The organism is Myxococcus sp. CA039A (assembly GCF_013336645.1).
Classification (GTDB): domain Bacteria; phylum Myxococcota; class Myxococcia; order Myxococcales; family Myxococcaceae; genus Myxococcus; species Myxococcus llanfairpwllgwyngyllgogerychwyrndrobwllllantysiliogogogochensis.
Genome location: NZ_JABUMQ010000077.1, coordinates 19,208 through 36,088 on the forward strand (window position 1 = coordinate 19,208; position 16,881 = coordinate 36,088).

General features: G+C 69.5%; 15 protein-coding genes. 5 read left to right on the top strand and 10 right to left on the bottom strand.

Annotation, left to right across the window (positions count from 1 at the left end; genetic code table 11):
• The first annotated feature begins 114 nt into the window (after positions 1–114).
• Positions 115–1,110, top strand: a complete 996-nt coding sequence (locus HR086_RS15155; protein ID WP_174465979.1) for a hypothetical protein — start codon at positions 115–117, stop codon at positions 1,108–1,110.
• A 58-nt stretch (positions 1,111–1,168) separates the two neighbouring features.
• On the opposite strand, the gene nadE is transcribed toward HR086_RS15155, so the two are convergent.
• The 10 genes from nadE to HR086_RS15205 form a co-directional block, all read right to left on the bottom strand.
• Entirely contained in the window at positions 1,169–2,164 is a 996-nt protein-coding gene (gene nadE / locus HR086_RS15160) for an NAD(+) synthase (protein ID WP_174455051.1), read from the bottom strand.
• Positions 2,165–2,187: 23 nt separating this feature from the next.
• Positions 2,188–3,765 carry a class I adenylate-forming enzyme family protein gene (locus tag HR086_RS15165; protein WP_174465980.1) on the bottom strand — a complete coding sequence of 526 codons (1,578 nt, stop codon included), beginning with the start codon at positions 3,763–3,765 and terminating at the stop codon, positions 2,188–2,190.
• A gap of 82 nt (positions 3,766–3,847) precedes the next feature.
• Positions 3,848–5,824: an asparagine synthase (glutamine-hydrolyzing) gene (asnB, locus tag HR086_RS15170; protein ID WP_174465981.1), complete on the bottom strand. Its 1,977-nt coding sequence runs from the start codon at positions 5,822–5,824 to the stop codon at positions 3,848–3,850.
• Between the two features lie 13 nt (positions 5,825–5,837).
• Complete coding sequence (locus HR086_RS15175; protein ID WP_141647593.1) at positions 5,838–6,089, bottom strand: acyl carrier protein; 252 nt, start codon at positions 6,087–6,089, stop codon at positions 5,838–5,840.
• 90 nt (positions 6,090–6,179) lie between these two features.
• A complete protein-coding gene (locus HR086_RS15180) occupies positions 6,180–6,770 on the bottom strand; it encodes a DapH/DapD/GlmU-related protein (protein ID WP_141647594.1) in 591 nt (196 codons plus the stop codon).
• Positions 6,767–7,315 (bottom strand): acetyltransferase, encoded by a 549-nt coding sequence (locus tag HR086_RS15185; RefSeq protein WP_174465982.1) that lies wholly within the window; start codon positions 7,313–7,315, stop codon positions 6,767–6,769. Before HR086_RS15185 ends, HR086_RS15180 begins: the two co-directional genes overlap by 4 nt.
• Position 7,316: 1 nt before the next feature.
• Positions 7,317–8,180, bottom strand: a complete 864-nt coding sequence (locus HR086_RS15190; protein WP_141647596.1) for a hypothetical protein — start codon at positions 8,178–8,180, stop codon at positions 7,317–7,319.
• Between the two features lie 209 nt (positions 8,181–8,389).
• Positions 8,390–10,792: an ABC transporter permease gene (locus HR086_RS15195; RefSeq protein WP_174465983.1), complete on the bottom strand. Its 2,403-nt coding sequence runs from the start codon at positions 10,790–10,792 to the stop codon at positions 8,390–8,392.
• Between the two features lie 171 nt (positions 10,793–10,963).
• Complete coding sequence (locus HR086_RS15200) at positions 10,964–11,644, bottom strand: hypothetical protein (protein WP_174455056.1); 681 nt, start codon at positions 11,642–11,644, stop codon at positions 10,964–10,966.
• A gap of 168 nt (positions 11,645–11,812) precedes the next feature.
• Positions 11,813–13,306: a mechanosensitive ion channel family protein gene (locus HR086_RS15205; RefSeq protein ID WP_174455057.1), complete on the bottom strand. Its 1,494-nt coding sequence runs from the start codon at positions 13,304–13,306 to the stop codon at positions 11,813–11,815.
• Between the two features lie 81 nt (positions 13,307–13,387).
• On the opposite strand from HR086_RS15205, the gene holB reads away from it, so the two are divergent.
• The 4 genes from holB to HR086_RS15225 form a co-directional block, all read left to right on the top strand.
• Complete coding sequence (gene holB / locus HR086_RS15210; RefSeq protein WP_174461972.1) at positions 13,388–14,422, top strand: DNA polymerase III subunit delta'; 1,035 nt, start codon at positions 13,388–13,390, stop codon at positions 14,420–14,422.
• On the top strand, positions 14,419–15,735 hold the full coding sequence (gene holA / locus HR086_RS15215; protein WP_141647601.1) for a DNA polymerase III subunit delta: 1,317 nt from the start codon (positions 14,419–14,421) through the stop codon (positions 15,733–15,735). The genes holB and holA overlap by 4 nt, the downstream gene beginning before the upstream one ends.
• A 61-nt stretch (positions 15,736–15,796) precedes the next feature.
• Positions 15,797–16,258, top strand: a complete 462-nt coding sequence (locus HR086_RS15220) for a hypothetical protein (RefSeq protein ID WP_174455060.1) — start codon at positions 15,797–15,799, stop codon at positions 16,256–16,258.
• Between the two features lie 111 nt (positions 16,259–16,369).
• A partial coding sequence (locus HR086_RS15225; RefSeq protein WP_174465984.1) for an AraC family ligand binding domain-containing protein occupies positions 16,370–16,881 on the top strand: 512 nt, incomplete at its 3' end.

The following is a 16,881-nucleotide window of genomic DNA, read 5'->3' on the forward strand; positions in this document are numbered from 1 at the left end:
TCGAGCGCTGAGAATTAGAGTTGCCTCGACCCCCCACGGAATTGACTGACTTCCTGGGTGCGCCAGAGCTAGGACAGGCGCCATTCCCCGCGGAACTCGAACAAGGAGTCGCGAATGAATGCACTGCGTTATGGGCTCGTGGCAGGCGCGTCATTGTGTCTGTGGGCCACTCTTGCCGCCGCGCAGCAACAGTCCCTCACCGGCGTCTATGCCAGAGAGGGCGGCACCCTCGCGGTGCTCGAGGGCGACAACCAGACGCTCGTCCAATACACATCAACTTTTCCACAAGGACAGGGCATGGGTGAATGTGACTGCGCCCTGTCCGTGCGGAAGAAGTCCGCGAAGGATTGGACACTGTCTACTTTTCAACCTGGAGGCACTTGGACGCTGAGTCTGGAATCCGAGCGGCTGGTGTTGAAGGGTCCTGGGACGGGGTGCTGCGGGGCGGGGTGGTCCGGCCAGGACGGCTTCGCGCGCTCATCCTCGACGGCCCTGGCGACGTGCAAGGTGAAGGCGGCGCAGGCGGCGCTGAAGACGGTGGATGGGGCGAATCGCGGCGTGGCGCTGGCCTCGGGTGACTCGGTGCAGGTGTTCGCGGAGTCACCGCCGCCGGACGTGGTGCCCGTGCGCGTCGTCCAGGGGAAGCAGGTGCGGGTGGGTCAGCTGGCGTACTCGGAGCTGGACTGTCCCGTGCGCGCGGGTGGCGAGGCCTCCGCGGCGTCGGGCGCCATGGATGTGAAGGCGCTCGTGGGCCGGTGGGTGCAGGTGCATCGCAAGGGGAAGGGCTATGTCATCGACCAGCCCTGTGGCTCGGCCATCCCCGCGGTGACGGTGAAGTCGGACGGCGCTTTGGAGGTCGACTTCGGGCAGGACAGCCTCGCAGGCAAGCTGACGGCCGTGAAGGCGGGAACCGCTGGTGCGTCCACGCTGGAGGTGGCGTACGCGGGAGGCACGCGAGAGACGCTGCAGTGGTCGGTGGCGGACGCGAAGCGCAACGTGGTGCGTCTGCAGGGCGGTCAGGACTTCTTCCGCAAGGGCGAGCTGTACGTCCGCGACGACGCGCGACAGGGCATTCCTGTCCGCGCCGAGGCTTGCGACGAGTTCGAGTGAGCGGCGCGCCGGGCGGGAGGCGGTGGAGTGCCTCCCGCCACTCGGGCGGGCTCCGGACTCAGCCGAGCTTGTACGGCTCCAGCTCCGGCACCTTCTCCAGCAGCAGCGGCGGCGAGTGGAGGTAGGCCGTGCTGCGGCGCTTCTGGTCGATGTCGTCGTAGACGCGCTGCACCTGCGTGGGCGTCAGGCCCATCACCTGCGCGGCTTCTTCCGTGGACACCGCGTGGTTCTTGGCCCACATCAGCAAGTCCAGCTGCGAGTAGTGCACGGAGAAGTAGAAGTCCTCCTGCGACTGGGGAAGGCTGAACGTGTCGGTGGTCGGCTCGCCGCTGGTGATTTCGTCGATGACGCCCAGGTGTTTGGCCAGCTTGTATGTCTGGGTTTTGTAGAGGCCGGCGATAGGCTTTACATCCGCTGCGCCGTCGCCCAGCTTCACGAAGAAGCCCTGGTCATACTCCAGCCGGTTGGGCGTGCCCGCCACCGCGAAGTTCAGCCGGTCCGCGTGGAAGTAATCCATCATCTTCCGCGTGCGCTGCTTGAAGTTCGTCGCGGCGACAATCTGCGTATACGCCTGGGGCGGCAGCCGGAAGCGGCGCTCCTCGCCATTCACTTGCACCACGACGTAGAAGAAGTTCACCGCGTCCGTGTTCAGCCGGTCGCCGTGCATGACAATCTTCCACTTCATGTCGGGCGTGAACTCCGGGAAGACGGACTGCACCGCCTCGTCGCGCTGCCGGTAGCAGCCGGCGGCCTCGAGGATGGGGGCGATGTCGTGGAGCTGGTACTTGATTCCCAGCTTCTCGCAGAGCTTGCGGCCCAGCTGCGAGCTCCATCCGCTGGAGTCCTTCTCCGGCAGGAGGATGCCGAAGACGCGCTCGGGCCCCAGCGCGCGCACGGCCAGCGCCGCGACACATGCGGAGTCGATGCCGCCGGAGATGGCCACCACGAGGCCGCGCTTGCGCAGCTTCTTCAGCACCGTCTCGCGCAGCCCTTCGGACAGCTCGGTGGCTTTCGCCTCCCAATCCAGTTCCAGCACCTGCTTGGAGAAACTCATTGTGTGGACCCCTCTCAATCCCTTCACGAAGAACCGACCGACGAATATTGGGTGCGCAGCTCCGCCTTGAGCACCTTCCCACTGGGCCCGCGCGGCAGCGCCTCCACGAACACCACGTGCCGGGGCACCTTGTGCGCCGGCAGCGACTCCCTGCAGAACCGCCGCAGGTCGTCCTCCTTCACCTCGACGCCCTCCTGGAGCACCACCACGGCGCAGGCCGCCTCACCCCCCAGAGCGTCCGGCACGCCGACGACGGCGACCTCTCGCACCGAGGGGTGCCGCGCGAGCTGATGCTCCATCTCCGCGGGGCTCACCCGGTGGCCGCCCACCTTGAGGATCTCCTTGGCGCGGCCGACGAGGAAGATGAAGCCGTCCGCGTCCCGCCACGCCAGGTCACCCGTCCAGAGCCAGCCATCCTTGAGGATGGCCGCCGTCTCCTCGGGGTCGCCCAGGTAGCCCGGTGTCACGTTGGCGCCGCGCGCCACCAGGTGGCCCGTCTCGCCCGTGGGCAGTGCCTTGCCGTCCTCGCCCACCACGCGCAGCTCGACGCCGGGAATCGCCACGCCGATGGAGCCGGCCTTCTCCGTGGCGCGGGTCGGTGGCAGGTAGCTCAGTCGCGCGGTGGCCTCGGTCTGCCCATACATGACGTACAGCTCGGCGGGGTAGAGCGCGTCACGCGTCCACTGAATCGTGTCGGGCGACATGCCGCCGCCCGCTTGCGTCGCGTAGCGCAGCCGCAGCTTCGACAGGGCCTCCGCGCCGGCTTGTCTGCGCAGGAGTTCGAAGGTGAGCGGCACGCCGGCGAAGCCCGTGCTCTTCTCCGCCACCATCGCCTCCAGCACGACTTGCGGGTACATGAAGCGCGGGTCCAGGAACACCGAGCCGCCCACGAGCAGGTGCGTCTGGAGGACGCTCTTGCCGTAGCAGTAGTGCAGGGGGAGGACCAGGTGCGCCCTGTCACGGGAGGACAGGCCCAGGTACTCGACGATGGAGCGCGTGTTCGCGGCGATGTTGCCGAAGGTCTGGATGACGCCTCGGGGTGTGCCCGTGCTGCCGGACGTGTAGACGATGGACGCGTGGGCGTGGGCCGGCGTCACGGGCAGCGCGTCCAGCGGCGTCACCTGGGTGTCTGCATCCAGCGCTCCGTCTTCCTGCACCCAGGTGCACGTCGCGGGTGACAGCGCCTGGAGCATCCGCTCGGGCGGGCGCGCGGAGTGCACCACGTACAGGTGTCCCAGTCCTGGCTTGCCCGTCCACTTGCGTGTGTCCTGCCCGAAGATGAAGGCGTGGCGTGCGCCAGTCTGTGTGAGGATGGCGTCGACGGACGTCGCTCCCGTCTCCCGGTCCAGCTCCACCGCGCATGCGCCCAGCGACTGCACCGCGAGCGCGGCCACCGCGCCCGCCGAGCCCAGGGGCAGGGCGATGAGCACCTTGTCTCCGGGGATCACGCCCGCTGCTTGCAGGTGTCCCGCGAGGGCCCGCATCCGTTCCGCGAGCTGTCGATACGTGAGCCGTGTCCACGGTGAGTCTACCGCCGACGCGTCCGGTGTTCGCTCCGCATGGCCAAGCACCCACGCGGGTGCGGAGTCCGTCGCGCTCATGAGCCCTCTCGTCCCCAGGCAGGGGCGACTGTCGGGGGCTCGGCATGGCCAGGCACCCAGGCGGGTGCTGAATCCGTCGCGCTCATGCGGCCTCCAGCACCACGGCGTCCACGTCGGCCTGAGGCAACGGACGCGGGGTGAGGAAGTGCTGCGCGAGCAACTGCGTGGACGCGATGGCGAACAGGGCCATGGTGTCGGCCTCGCTCTCCGCCGCGTTGGGCGCGCGCAGCTTGGCCACCAGTCGCTCCGCCTTTCGTGCGTCGAAGACGCCCACCTTCGCGATGGCCTCGGGCGCCAGCAGCTCCCTGGCCCATGCGGGCGCCTCCGGCCCCACCAGTGCTCCGGCGATGGGGGCGCGGTACGGGAACTTGCTGCGCTCCAGGATGGACGCGGGGACACGGCCCTGGGCGAACCGCTTGAGGACGTGCTTCTCGTCCAGCCCCTTCAGGCGCACGCGCTCGGGGATGCGCGCGGCCAGCTCCATCACCGACGTGTCCAGGAAGGGGAAGCGTCCCTCCACCGCGTTGCCCAACAGCATGCGGTCGCCCTGCGCGGACAGCAGATATCCGGACAGCAGCGTCTTCGCCTCCAGGTACTGCGCGCGCGCCAGGGGCCGCCACGAGGCCACGTGTTTCGGCACCGTCGCCAGCACCGAGGCCATCGGGTCCTCGTCCACCAGGCTCGCCGCGAAGTCCGGCGCGAGGAACCGAAGGATTCGACCGCTGTTGGACCAGCGCACCAGATGCGAGAAGCCCAGACTCCCCGGGTCCTCCAACCCCATACCGAAGAACTCGCGCAGCAGCTCCACGTTCTGCTGGCTCACCGACAGGGTGGGGTAGAGCTTTCGCAACAGCAGGGGCCGCCACTTCGACGTCGGCTGCCGAGCCCAGAACTGCCGGACCTTGGTCTCCTTGAAGAGGTCATAGCCGAGGAACATCTCGTCCGAGCCCTCTCCCGTGAGCACCACCCGGATGCCGTTCTCCCGCACCCACTCGCTCAGCCTCAGGAAGGGCGCGGGCGCCGAGCGCATCATCGCCTGCTCCGCGTGGAAGATGACGCCAGGCACCAGCGTGCCGATGTCTCCGTCCCTCATCTCCACCACGCGGTGCTGCGTGCGCAATTGCTCCGCCACCGTGGTCTGATGCTGACGCTCGTCGAAGCGCGCGTGAGCGAAGCCCACGGAGAACGTCCGCAGCGTCCCGCCCAGCTGCTCTTGCGCCAGCGAGCACAGGAGGCTGGAGTCCAGTCCACCCGACAGGTACGCCGCCACCGGCACGTCCGCGCGCAGCCGCAGCCGCACGGCGCGCTCCAGCGCCTCGCCCAGCTCCTCCTGGATGCGCTCGTTGCTTGCCGTGCTCGGCTCCACGCCGAAGTCCAGGTCCCAGTAGCGGAACGTCTCCAGCGTCCCCGCGCGGAACCGCGCCGAGTGCGCGGGCGGCAACAACCGGACGCCCTCGAACGAGGTGCGCGGCGCCACCGGCGACCACAGCTGGAAGGTCTGCTTGAGCCCTCGCGCGTCCAGGGACGGCGTCACCAGCCCGCTGGCGAACAGGGCCTTGGCCTCCGAGCCGAACGCCAGGTGTCCCCCGGGCAGCTCCGCGTAGAACAGCGGGCAGATGCCGACCCTGTCTCGCGACATCCACAGCGTGGCGTCACGCGGGTCCCACAGCGCGAAGGCCCACTGGCCCTCGAAGCGGCGCACGCAGTCGATGCCCCACGCCAGGAACGCCGCGAGGATGACCTCCGTGTCCGAGCGCGTGCGGAAGGCGTACTGCCCCGACAGCTGCTCGCGCAGCTCCACGTGGTTGAAGATCTCCCCGTTGAAGACGACGGTAAGCCCCGTCGCCGCGTCCCGCATGGGCTGGTGTCCGCCCGCCAGGTCGACGATGGACAGCCGCGTATGGCCCAGGGCCACGCCGTCCAGCAACAGGGCCCGCTGCGCGTCCGGGCCCCGGTGGCGGATGCTGGCCGTCATCCGGCGCAGCCGCTCGGCGGATTCCTCCCGCGCGGCCCCGGCGCCCCCTCCCGCCGGGTAGGTGAAGCCCGCGATGCCACACATGGCGCGCTCGCTCTCAGCCTACCTGCGGCAGGCGCTGCTGCTTGCGCTCGACGAAGGCGACGACGCGCGTGAGCGAGTCCAGGTTCTCCGGCACCAGCTCCTTGTCCTCCAGCTTGATGCCGAAGTCCTGCTCCAGGAACGCCACCAGCTCCATCATCCCCGTGGAGTCGATGAGGCCCTTGCGCAGGAAGGAGTCGTCATCGCCGAACTCGTCCACGAAGAACGTGTCGACGATGAAGGTACGAATGCGTTCACGAATGCTCACGGTAGGAAGTCCTGTCTGGAAATGCGGTGGAAGGGTGCGGAAGCAATCCGGGCGTGAAGAAGACGCACCCGGGAAAAAGGCTTGAGGCGCTCAGCTGCCTGTGTCGCGAGCAACCAGCTCCAGGCTCATGTTGCGTGCGGGATTGCCCATGGCCAGCGTGTCGGGCGGCACGTCCTGGGTGACGATGCTGCCGGCGGCGACCACCGAGCGAGCCCCCACGCGCACCCCGGGCATGATGATGGCGCCATGGGCCACCCAGACGTCGTCCTCGATGACGATGGGCGCGGTGTGGTGTCCATCCCGATCTCCCACCCGGATGAACGACGCGAACATGCACCGGGCTCCCACGCTCACCGACTTCCACGCCTCCAGAGAGACACCGTAGTTGAACTGGGTCTCCTCGCCGATGCTCAGGCGCGCGCCCGGATGGCACACGAGCGAGCTGGGCAGCATTCCGCCCACGAAGGTGAGCCGGTCTCCCAGCACCATCTCCCCCGCGTTGTGCACGGAGATGGGCCCGTAGGCGGCCACGTTGTGCCCCACCGACTGGACGGCGCGGAACAGCCAGCGGGCGCGAACCATCGCCACCGCGCGCTGGGCCCGAGGCTCCACGGACTTGCGCAGCGCTTCCAACTGGGCCACTACGGCAGGCACCCGGACGAATGGCATTCGCGACGTCATCCCGTCACCTCCCTGCGCAACACCCGGGCGGGCGCGCCGCCCACCGTCACGCCCGCGGGAATCTTGCGGGAGATGACGGTGCCGGGCGCCACGGTGCAGCCCTTCTGGAGCTGCGCTCCTGGCAGGAGGATGGCGCGGCTGCCCACCGTCACCCCCTCCGCGATGACCATCGGCACCGACGGAGGCCGCTCGTGGCGGTTGCCCCTCAGCGGGTGGTGCTGGTTGTCCATCGCCTTGATGAACGCCCCCAGCCTCGCGCCCGGGCCCACGGTGATGGAGCTCAGGGCTTCCAAGGAGGCGCCGCCTTCGATGGCGACGTCGTCCCCCAGGATGATGAGGCTGTCGCTGGACATGGCGTGAAGCTCGATGGGAGCCAGCCGTCCATCCAGCACCACGCGGGAGCCCACGTGCACGCGGCCCGCGCCGTGAATCCACACGCGGCCCAGCACCGTGGGCGAGTCCCCCACCTCCTGACATCGCCTCAACTTCAGGCGGGACAGGAGGCCCCCGAGCTTGCGCGACAGTGATTGATGGAACGGCATCATGTCACGGCGTGGCTTGGACAGCGGGGATGGGAGGCTGCACGACGGGCGCGGGCAGGCCCGCCAGGAAGTTGAGCAGCTCCTTCGCCAGCCGCGCCTGCGCCGTTGCATTCAGGTGGCCGCCGTCGTCCGAGTAGCCCGGCACCATCGCCGGCCACGTCTGCCCGTTCAGCTCGTAGGTCTCCCGTGTCCCGTCGGGCGCCGTGGACTCCAGGCGCGCCAGGTCGAAGAGGGGTTCCTTGCCGCCATACGCCTTGCGCATCAGCTCGTTGAACGTCTCGCGCTGCACGTTCTCGGCGATGCCCCACACCGGTCGGCCGAGCAGCTCCTTCAGCCACGCCTTGGCGCCTCGCTGCACCGTGGTGAGCGGCGCGGTGACGTGGACGAACGTGGTTCCCGGGTGACGCGCCTTCAGGCCCTCCATCGCGACGCGGTACTTCTCGAACAGCGCGCGCGTGTCCGTGGCCCCGTTGAAGTCGATGTAGCAGAACTTGAAGAACGCCACGTCCGTCGACTTCGCGAGCCCCGCGTCCATCATCCGCTCGAAGTCGGCGATCTTCGACTCGGGCTTCTCGTTCTGTCCCACCATGGCGTGGGCCAGGGTGCCGGGCGCCAGCGACTCGGTGGGGCTCTGGACCTCCACCACGCGCGGCACCAGCCCCTGCGGGGAGGCGGGAAGCTGCTTCACTCCGTCGAGGATGTTGCCGCCCACCGACTGGTGTCCGAAGAAGATGCGGCGGCTCGCCAGCTTCTCCATCGGGGCGCTCGTCTCCGCGGCGTTCGCCGCCGCGCCATGCAGAACCATGAGCAGCATGGCGGGCAACACCAGCGCGCTCACGCGAACCAGAAAGGTCCAGTCGAAGTGCATGCGGACTCTTAAACCCTTCCATCGCCAAGCGTCAAAGGGCCCACTGTCCGGGACGTCCGCTGGTGCGCTCCTCGTCACCCAAGCAAGGGGATGGGGTGAACTCAACCCACGTGTTCGTCAGCCCAAGGAGCGACGGAGACCAGGGGCTTGACGCTGATGGGGAAGGGCGTTCCGCACTGCCCCTCCCCACACGGCGAGTCGTGGCGGTGCTACTCCGCCCGCAGCGAGATGGACGGCGACACGCGGCTGGCGCGCAGCGCGGGGAACCACGTGGCCATGAGCGACACGCTCGCGAGCACCGCGGCGACACTGACGTAGACGCCAGGTTCGTTGGCCTGCACGCCGTACAACAGCGTCGTCAGGAGCCGCATGCAGCCGAACGCGGCCAGCAGCCCCACGCCCACGCCCACCAGCGTGAGCTGGAGTCCCTGGCGCATCACCAGCCCAAGCACCTGTCTGGGATGCGCGCCCAACGCCAGGCGGATGCCCAGCTCCCGCGTGCGCTGACCCACCGCGTAGGCCATGACGCCGTAGACACCCACGCCGGCCAGGATGACGGCGAGCAGCGCGAAGGCCGCGAGCAGTCTCGCCGTGGCCAGGGGCCGCGAGAGCTGGCGGTCCATCCGGTCCGCGAACGGCGCCAGGTCATAGATGGGCTGCTCGGCGTCCACGGCCTTGAGCTCCTGGCGCACAGACGACACCAGCATCGACGGCTCGCGCCGCGTCCGCATCAGCACCGACATGGTCTTCACCGGATACTGCTCATAAGGCAGGTACGCCTCAGGCGTGGCGGGCTCCGTCAGGCGGAAGTGGCGCACGTCCTCCACCACGCCGACGATTTCGCGGAAGGAGCCGGAGTCGCTCCAGTCCAGTCGCACCCTGCGCCCCAGGGCGTTGCCGCCCTCCAGGAACGTTCGCACGAAGGCCTCGTTGACGATGATGGTGGGAGCGCCCTTCGCGGAGTCCTGGGCGCCGAACTCCCGCCCCTGGCGCACGGCGATGCGCATCGCACGGAAGTAGTCCGGGGTGGCCACGCGGAACTCGGTGAGGTAGCGGTCGGTGTCCTGGTCCATCGCGCCCTCCAGGGTGAAGTTTCCGTTGGCGTTGGTTCCTCCCAGGGGCGCGTCGTTGACCAGACCCACCGCTTCCGTGTCGGGCAGCGCGCGCAGGCGCTCCAGCAACTCGCCGTAGAAACCTCGCAGCCGGTCAGGGGTGCCGTACCTCACCTCGGGCAGTGACAGCCGCGCTGTCAGCACGCCTTCCGCGTCGAACCCCGGGTCCACCGCCTGCACGTTGCGCAGCGTCTGCACCATCAGCACCGTGCCCACCAGCAGCACCAGCGCCAGCGCCAGCTGCACCGCCACCAGCGCGTTGCGCAGGGGGTGGTTGGCCCGGGCGCCCACCGCGCTCCCGGACTGCTTCAACAGCGGCAGCACATCCATGCCGGCGGTGTGCAGCGCGGGCGCGAGGCCGAAGAGGAGCCCGGCGCCCACGGAGAGGGCGAGGCTGAACAGCAGCGCCGGGACACTCAGCTCCACGGGCGCCATGCGCAACATCGACTGGGGCAACAGCGCGCGCACCAGCTCCATGCCCCACAGCACCAACAGCAGACCCAGGGCGCCACCGAAGAGGCCCAGGAGCACGCTCTCCGCCAGCGCCTGCTGCATCCGGCGGCCCCGACTGGCGCCGAGCGCGGCGCGGATGGCCCCGTCCCGCTGCCGCGCCAGGGCGCGTACCAGGAGCAGGTTGGCCACGTTCGCGCAGGCGATGAGGAGCACGAAGCCCACCGCTGCCCAAAGCGTCCACAGCACCGGGCGGCTGCTGGACGTCAGGTACTGCTGCCACAGCGCCGACGTCACCTTGTGCGGCTTCTCACCCGGTTCGGTCCGGGCGATGGCCAGGGCCACCCGCAGCAGGTCCTCCGTCGCCGCTTCCAGCGTGACGCCCGGCGCCATCCGCCCCACCACCTGCATGTAGTGGTTGCCGTGGGCTTCCGGGTCCAGCCAGTGGGGCTGCCAGAGGTCCGCGTCCTCGTTGAACTCCGGGAAGGTGAAGCCCTCCGGCAGGATACCCACCACCGTGTGGGTGCGCCCGTCCAACTGCAACGACGAGCCCACCGCGTCCGCCGCGCCACCGAGCGACTTTCGCCAGAAGCGATGGCTCACCACCACCACGCTCGAGCTGTTGCCAGGTTGCGCGTCCTCGTCCAGGAAGTCTCGCCCCTGGGCGGGGGCGACCCCCAGCAGCTTGAAGAAGTTGGTGGTGACGCGGCCCGCGCGGACCCGCTCGGGAGTGTCGCCCCCCGTGCGGCTCAAGTCCTGCCGGGTGAAGCCCGCGAGCCCCGTGAAGCCGCGGCCGTGCTCCCGCCAACCGAGCAGCTCGGGAGGCGAGAGGGAGGCGGTGCTGATGACCTCCTGCTTGCACCACAGGCGAACCAGTTGCTCCGGCATCTGGAACGGAAGCGGCCGCAGCAGCATGGCGTGGATGGCGCTGAAGAGGACGGTGTTCGCGCCGATGGCCAGCGCGAGCGTCAATACGGCGGCCAGCGTGAAGCCCGGGGAGTGTCTCAGCGTGCGCAGCGCGTAACGGAAATCCTGGCGGAGCGAGTCCATGGCGGCCTCTCAAAGCGAAGGCCGTGCCAGTCTCTCACGCCAGGAAACCCCCTGGCTTCCCAGGGAGGTCCCCCGCGTATCCGCGAAGCGCCTTCGCGGATACGGGAAGTCGCGTCCCGGAAATGAACACCGGCCCCTTGTCTGCCTGGGGCGGACGGGGCCGGCGAGCCTTCAGTTCCGGTTCCAGCAGCCGGCGATTTCCTCGCACGCGAGGAGGACGTCGTTCAGCCGGCGCTGCTGGGACTTGGGCGCCACGAAGAGCCGGCCGGCGAACACGTCGAACACTCCGACCAACCGAGGGTCCACGGGGCCCCGCTGCTCCAGTCGCTCCTCGGCGAAGCGGTGGAGCACGGTGGCGATGTACTGGCCGGCGCGCTCATCCAGCGGCGCGTGCTTGGAGAAGTAGAGCTTCAGCACGCCCGAGCGCATCTGCCCGCGCGCATCCACGCCGCGCAGCAGCACTTCCGGCCGGACCTTGACGGAGACACCGGCGACTTCCAGGGGCGCCGGGTCCAGGTCCGCCGGACTGGCGACGGCGCACGAGACGAGGTCGTCCGCGGCGGCGAGGCAGCGCTGGAGGGCCTCGGCGCACAAGGCCAGCCGGTGCGCGTCGAAGTCGGAGTCGGGCTGGGCATTGAGCAGCCGGCGCTGGTGGTAGCGGAGGATGACCTCGTCACGGCCCTCGCAGAGGTACTCGGTGATGGCCTGGGCGGCCGCGGGGTAGCGCAGGTACTGGGGGTCCACGGGGTTGCGCTGCCCGTGGATGATGCGCTTGCGGAGGGACGGCGTTCCGGTGAGGTACTGGCCCAACTGGTTGACGGAAACGCACGGGGTCTCACGAAGGGTGGTCATGTCGACTTCCTTTCCGGTAGCGAGAATGAGGACATACTACCGGAGGGGTCTGACATTCCCTCTGACGGGGAAGGCGCCGCAGACACCGCCCGATGGACTCCCTGGCGGGTAGGGCGAGCAGGCCCAACCGGGGCGCGAAGGGCCCCCGGGGACGAGGGTCTCCAGGGCCTACTCGTGCGACGCGTGCAGGCCGAAAATCTGGCGCAGCCGGCCCAGAATCCGGCCCACTTCGGCGGGGATGGGGTCCGTGCCGGCGCCGCTGGCCTGGGCCACGGCACGCAGCTGGGTGCGCCGCTGGGCCAGGATGGCGGAGAGCTGCCGGGCCAGTCCGGGGTGTTCGGCGAACAGCCGCGCGAAGGTGGGGCGGTCCACCTCGAGCAGCAGCGAGTCCTCCAGGGCCACCACGGTGGCCGCGCGCTTCTCTCCGGTGAGCAGCGACATCTCCCCGAAGTAGCCTCCCTGGCCCAGTCGAGTGACTTCCGCCTGGGACTTGCCCGCGCGCACGCTGACCTCTCCGGAGGCGAGCACGTAGAAGGTGCGGCCGTCGTCGCCCTCCTGGATGACGTGCTCGTCCCGGCCGAAGCGGCGCACGTGGACCTCCTGGCCCAGCCGCTCCAGGTCCGCATCCGCCAGGGGCTCGAACAGGTCCACCGCGCGCAGCAGCCGCAGCACGGTGTGCGCGGGCAACTCCGGCCTGAGGGCGTCCTCGCGCATGCGCACCACGCGATGGGGCACGGGCGGCTCCACGCCGTCGCGCCGCAGCCGGTACCACAGCCGTGTGTAGACCTCCGCCGTGACGGCGTCCGCGAGCGAGAAGTCATTCACGAAGAAGCGGACCATGTAGCGCACGCACTGCTCGTCGAACGCGAGCGTGCGGGCGATGGGCGCGGGGTCCACCAGGACTTGGGGAATCTCCCGCACCACGTCCAGCAGCGCCGCCTTCATCACGTTGGGAGGGGTGTCGTAGGTGGCCCGCACCTGCGCGTCCACGCCCACCGGCTCCCGGTCCTGGGAGAAGGTCTTGAGCTGCTCCTTGGCCACCATCGAGTTGGGCAACGTCACCAGCTCGCGGCGGAACGTCATGATGCGGATGGAGCGCCAGTTGACCTGGGCCACGCGTCCGGTGTGCTCGCCGATGCGGATGAAGTCGCCCACCTCGAAGGGCTTGTCGAGCTGCAGCGACAGGCCCGCGAAGAGGTTGCCCAGCGTCTCCTGGAGCGCCAGACCGATGACCACCGACAGCACCGCCGACGTAGCCACCAGTCCCGTGAGGTCCAGGTTGAGCTGCGTCTGGAGGATGGGGACCGCGGCCAGCGTGTAGAGCAGGAAGTCGATGACGTTGCGAAGAATCTTCGGCGTCGCCACGCCCGAGGAGCGCAGCCGCATCAGCTTCAGCCCGAAGCCCACGCTTGCCCGGATGACGCCGAAGGCGAACGTCAGCATCCAGGCGACCTGCAGCGCCTTCATGGGCCCGGGGGGCGTCGTGTGCGGCAGGGCCCAGGCGGCCACTCGCACCACGAGGAACATCACCAGCAGTCGGAGGGCCCCGGTGAGGTCCCGCTTCAGGTCCGCGTCGCCGCTGGAGGCTCGCGCGCCCAGCAGGAGGAGGACCAGGACCGCTCCCACGGCCAGCGACAGATTGCTCTGGAGAAAAGGCAGCAAAGCCCCCCGACTCTGGCCCGCGCTCGCATGAGGGTCAAGGCAGCGGTTGACGCGTGGCGCGCAAGCAGGGATACACGCGCCATGACGCTCGCATCGGTGCTGGGACAGCCCCGCGCGATTGATTCACTTCAGGCGGCACTTCGCGGTGGTGCGGTGCACCATGCGTATCTCTTCGCTGGGCCGGAGGGGGTGGGCAAGGAGCTCGCGGCCGTGGGGCTCGCCCAGGCACTGACCTGCCCCGAGCAGCCGAACGTGGGCTGTGGCGCCTGCGCGAGCTGCGTGCGGGTGGCGCGCGGACTCCATCCCGACGTCACGTGGGTGATGCCGGACGATGAGCGCGTGTCGCGCGGGCTGGCGGGGCGCTCGGACTTCACGGGCACGCCGAGTCGTGAACTTCGCGTGGAGCAGATTCGTGGGCTCCAGGAGCGGCTGGCCCTGCGCGGCCTGGAGTCTCGTCGCAAGGTGGCCATCGTCATCTCCGCGCAGGCGATGAACGTGCAGGCGCAGAACGCGTTCCTCAAGACGCTGGAGGAGCCTCCGTCGGAGACCACGCTGGTGCTGGTGGCCAACGCCATGGACAAGCTCCTGCCCACCATCCGCAGCCGGTGCAGCAAGGTGCACTTCGGGCCGCTCTCCGTGGAGCTCGTCGCCGAGCGCGTGCGCACCGAGCGCAAGCTGGACGCTGACACCGCGCAGCTCGCGGCCATCATGGCCGGTGGCAGCCTGGGCCGCGCGCTGGCGCTGGACGTGGAAGCGTTGGCGCGACGCAAGGACGTCGTCACCGCCTTCGAGTCCCTGCGCGGCGAGAACGCGGTGGGCCTCTTGCGCTTCGCGGACGAGCACGGCGGCTCGCGCGAGGACGCGGAGGCGACCTTGGAGTTGCTGGTGTTGTGGACGCGCGACGTGGCGCTGGTGAGGGCCGGTCGCGAGGACTCGCTGGCGAACCGGGACCTGCGCTCGCTGGCGGAGGAGGTGGCCTCGCGTATTTCCGACGCGGGGCTGCACCGTCGTCACGCGCTGCTGGAGGTGGCGCGCGCGGCGGTGGCTCGCAACGGCGCGCCCCGGCTGCAGTTGGAGCGGATGCTCATCGACCTGTTCACGGAGACCGCACGATGAGCTCGGACCTGGACGACGTGCTCGCGGGCGTGAAGGCCGGCAAGGTCTCTCCGCTGTACCTGCTGTGGGGCGAGGAGTACCTGGTCCGCAAGGGCGCCGACGAGCTGGTGAAGGTGCTCGTCCCCGACGCGGCGGTGGGGCTCAACCTGGTGACGCTGGACGCGGGCAGCCCGCGCGAGGTGGCGCAGGAGCTGGCCACCATGCCGCTGTTCCCTGGCCGCAAGGTCGTCGTCGTGAGGGACCCGGAGTTCCTCGCGCCGAAGAAGGGACGGGGAGATCCGCTGGCCAAGGCTCGCGAGGCGTGGAAGGCGGGCAAGCGCAAGGAAGGCGCGCGGAGACTGCTGGCGCTGGCCGCGCGCGCGGGGTGGGGCGTGGACCGGTTGGACCCGTCCGCGTCTGGCGCTCCGTCGGTGGAGCAGTGGAAGGAAGAGCTGAACGTCGACCTCGCCGAAGCGGACGTGGCCTTCCTCAAGGAGGCTGCCGCCTTCTGCAAGGAGGAGCGCATCACCGCGCCGGAGGGCGACGCCACGGTGCTGATGGACCTCATCCAGAAGGGAGTCCCCGCGGGGCACTCGCTGGTGATGGCGGCCACGGAGGTGGACGCGAAGAATCCGCTGGTGAAGCTGGTGCAGGACAAGGGCCACGTCGTCGAGCGCAAGGTGGCCGCTCGCCACAAGGACCTGGACCTCTCCGACATCGCCAAGGAGTTCCTGGCGCCCTTCAAGAAGAAGCTGGGGCCCGGCGCGCTGGAGGAACTCAAGGAGCGCGTCGGCGGCAACATCCGCCTGCTCCAGTCGGAGCTGGAGAAGCTGGCCACCTACTCGGACGGGCCGGCCATCGAGCGCTCCGATGTCGTCTCGCTGGTACACCACGCTCGCGAGGAGGAGTTCTTCGAGCTGTCCGAGGCGCTCCAGAAGCGGGACTTCCGCGGCGCGCTGTCGTACGCCGAGGACGCGATGGGGCAGGGGACCCATGCGCTCCAGTTGCTGGGCGCGGTGGCCTCCATCGTTCGCGGCCTGCTGGAGGCCCACGAGTGGATGTTCCGCTACGCCGGGGGCACCCCCCCACGCACCGCGAAGGACGTGGAGGCCCGGGTGTTTCCCAAGCTGGAGGCGGAGTTGAAGGGCACGCGGCGCAAGATGCCCAACGCCTGGGCGCTCACGTTCAGCATGAAGGCCGCCGCGGGCTACGAGCGCAAGGAGCTGCTGGGCTCGCTGGTGGCGTGCGCGGAGGCGGACCTGTCGCTCAAGTCTTCCGGCAATGGGCGGCTCGTCATCGAGCGCCTCCTGGCCACGGTGTGCCTCGGCGCCTGAGGAGCGGGCGGGCGGCGGGGGACGTGCACTTGGCGTCTGGCTCGGGTAGAGGAGGCCGGGTATGGCGGACAAGCGTCGCTTCGACCTCTTCGCGGACTTCATCGTGTCGCGCTTCGTGGCCCCTCGCGTCTTCGACGTGGCGGGAGGCCAGGGGCGTCTCAACGAGGCGCTGACCCGGCGCGGCCGGGCTGTCACGACCTTCGACCTGCGGCACAAGCACCTGCCGGTGACGTACGCCCAGCGCCCCTTCACGCTGGAGGAGCCGTGCGACGCGGAGCTGGTGGTGGGCATGCACCCCGATGGCGCCACTCGCATCATCATCGAGTACGCGGCCCGGCACGGCCTTCCCTTCGCAGTGGTGCCCTGCTGCTCCGACAACGGCATGCCCTACAACCCGTGGATGCGGCACCTGGCCGAGCTGGCTCGCACGGCGGGCTTCGCCACGGTGGAAGAGGTGCAGCTCTCCATGGACGGCCGTGCACGCGTCCTGGTGGGCGAGCCCGCGCCTGTCGCGCCGCGCTGAAGGGGACTGCCCGGCAGCGGACAGCAACCCGGGGCCTCCCGGCCAGCTGTGAGGGCCTGTCGTCGCGTCTAGCTTTCCTGACACCCGTGCATGACGGGGCGGGAGCAGGCCATGGCGACGGAATGGGACGGCTATGCGACGGCGCAGGTCTGGCGCCCGGTGTCGTATCCAGGGCTGGTGCTGTATCGGGTGAGTGGCCGAGCGAACTCCCAGGCGCTGCATGTCCACGACGAACTCCAGCTCACGCTGGATGCCGGACATGTCCAGCAGGTGTCATGTGGAGGCGCTCGTCTGACAGCCCTGCCTGGGAGTCTGGTCGTCATTCCCCCGGGAGAGGTCCACGCGCTGCGCGGTGAAGGCGGGCGGCCGGGAGTGTTGTGCGGAATGCTCGTGCCGGCCGCGTTCCTGGGCGGTTCTTCTCCCTCTGGGCTTGAATCGGAGGACGAGCCTCCCGGAGAGGAGCTGCTGCTCGGAGGTTGCGCGGTGCTCGACGACCCGGAGGTGGCGCGGGACTTCGTCGCGTTGCACCGGGCGCTGAGGGCACCGGGACTCGAGAGGGAGCCCCGGTTGTGGGTCCTGCTGGCGGGCCTGCTGTCGCGACTGGGGCCGGGACGGGCGGGGCT

Coding starts and splice junctions, on each gene's coding strand:
- HR086_RS15155 (WP_174465979.1), top strand. CDS start 115: ATGAATGCACTGCGTTATGGGCTCGTGGCAGGCGCGTCATTGTGTCTG.
- nadE (WP_174455051.1), bottom strand. CDS start 2,164: ATGAGTTTCTCCAAGCAGGTGCTGGAACTGGATTGGGAGGCGAAAGCC.
- HR086_RS15165 (WP_174465980.1), bottom strand. CDS start 3,765: ATGAGCGCGACGGACTCCGCACCCGCGTGGGTGCTTGGCCATGCGGAG.
- asnB (WP_174465981.1), bottom strand. CDS start 5,824: ATGTGTGGCATCGCGGGCTTCACCTACCCGGCGGGAGGGGGCGCCGGG.
- HR086_RS15180 (WP_141647594.1), bottom strand. CDS start 6,770: ATGACGTCGCGAATGCCATTCGTCCGGGTGCCTGCCGTAGTGGCCCAG.
- HR086_RS15185 (WP_174465982.1), bottom strand. CDS start 7,315: ATGATGCCGTTCCATCAATCACTGTCGCGCAAGCTCGGGGGCCTCCTG.
- HR086_RS15190 (WP_141647596.1), bottom strand. CDS start 8,180: ATGCACTTCGACTGGACCTTTCTGGTTCGCGTGAGCGCGCTGGTGTTG.
- HR086_RS15195 (WP_174465983.1), bottom strand. CDS start 10,792: ATGGACTCGCTCCGCCAGGATTTCCGTTACGCGCTGCGCACGCTGAGA.
- HR086_RS15200 (WP_174455056.1), bottom strand. CDS start 11,644: ATGACCACCCTTCGTGAGACCCCGTGCGTTTCCGTCAACCAGTTGGGC.
- holB (WP_174461972.1), top strand. CDS start 13,388: ATGACGCTCGCATCGGTGCTGGGACAGCCCCGCGCGATTGATTCACTT.
- holA (WP_141647601.1), top strand. CDS start 14,419: ATGAGCTCGGACCTGGACGACGTGCTCGCGGGCGTGAAGGCCGGCAAG.
- HR086_RS15220 (WP_174455060.1), top strand. CDS start 15,797: ATGGCGGACAAGCGTCGCTTCGACCTCTTCGCGGACTTCATCGTGTCG.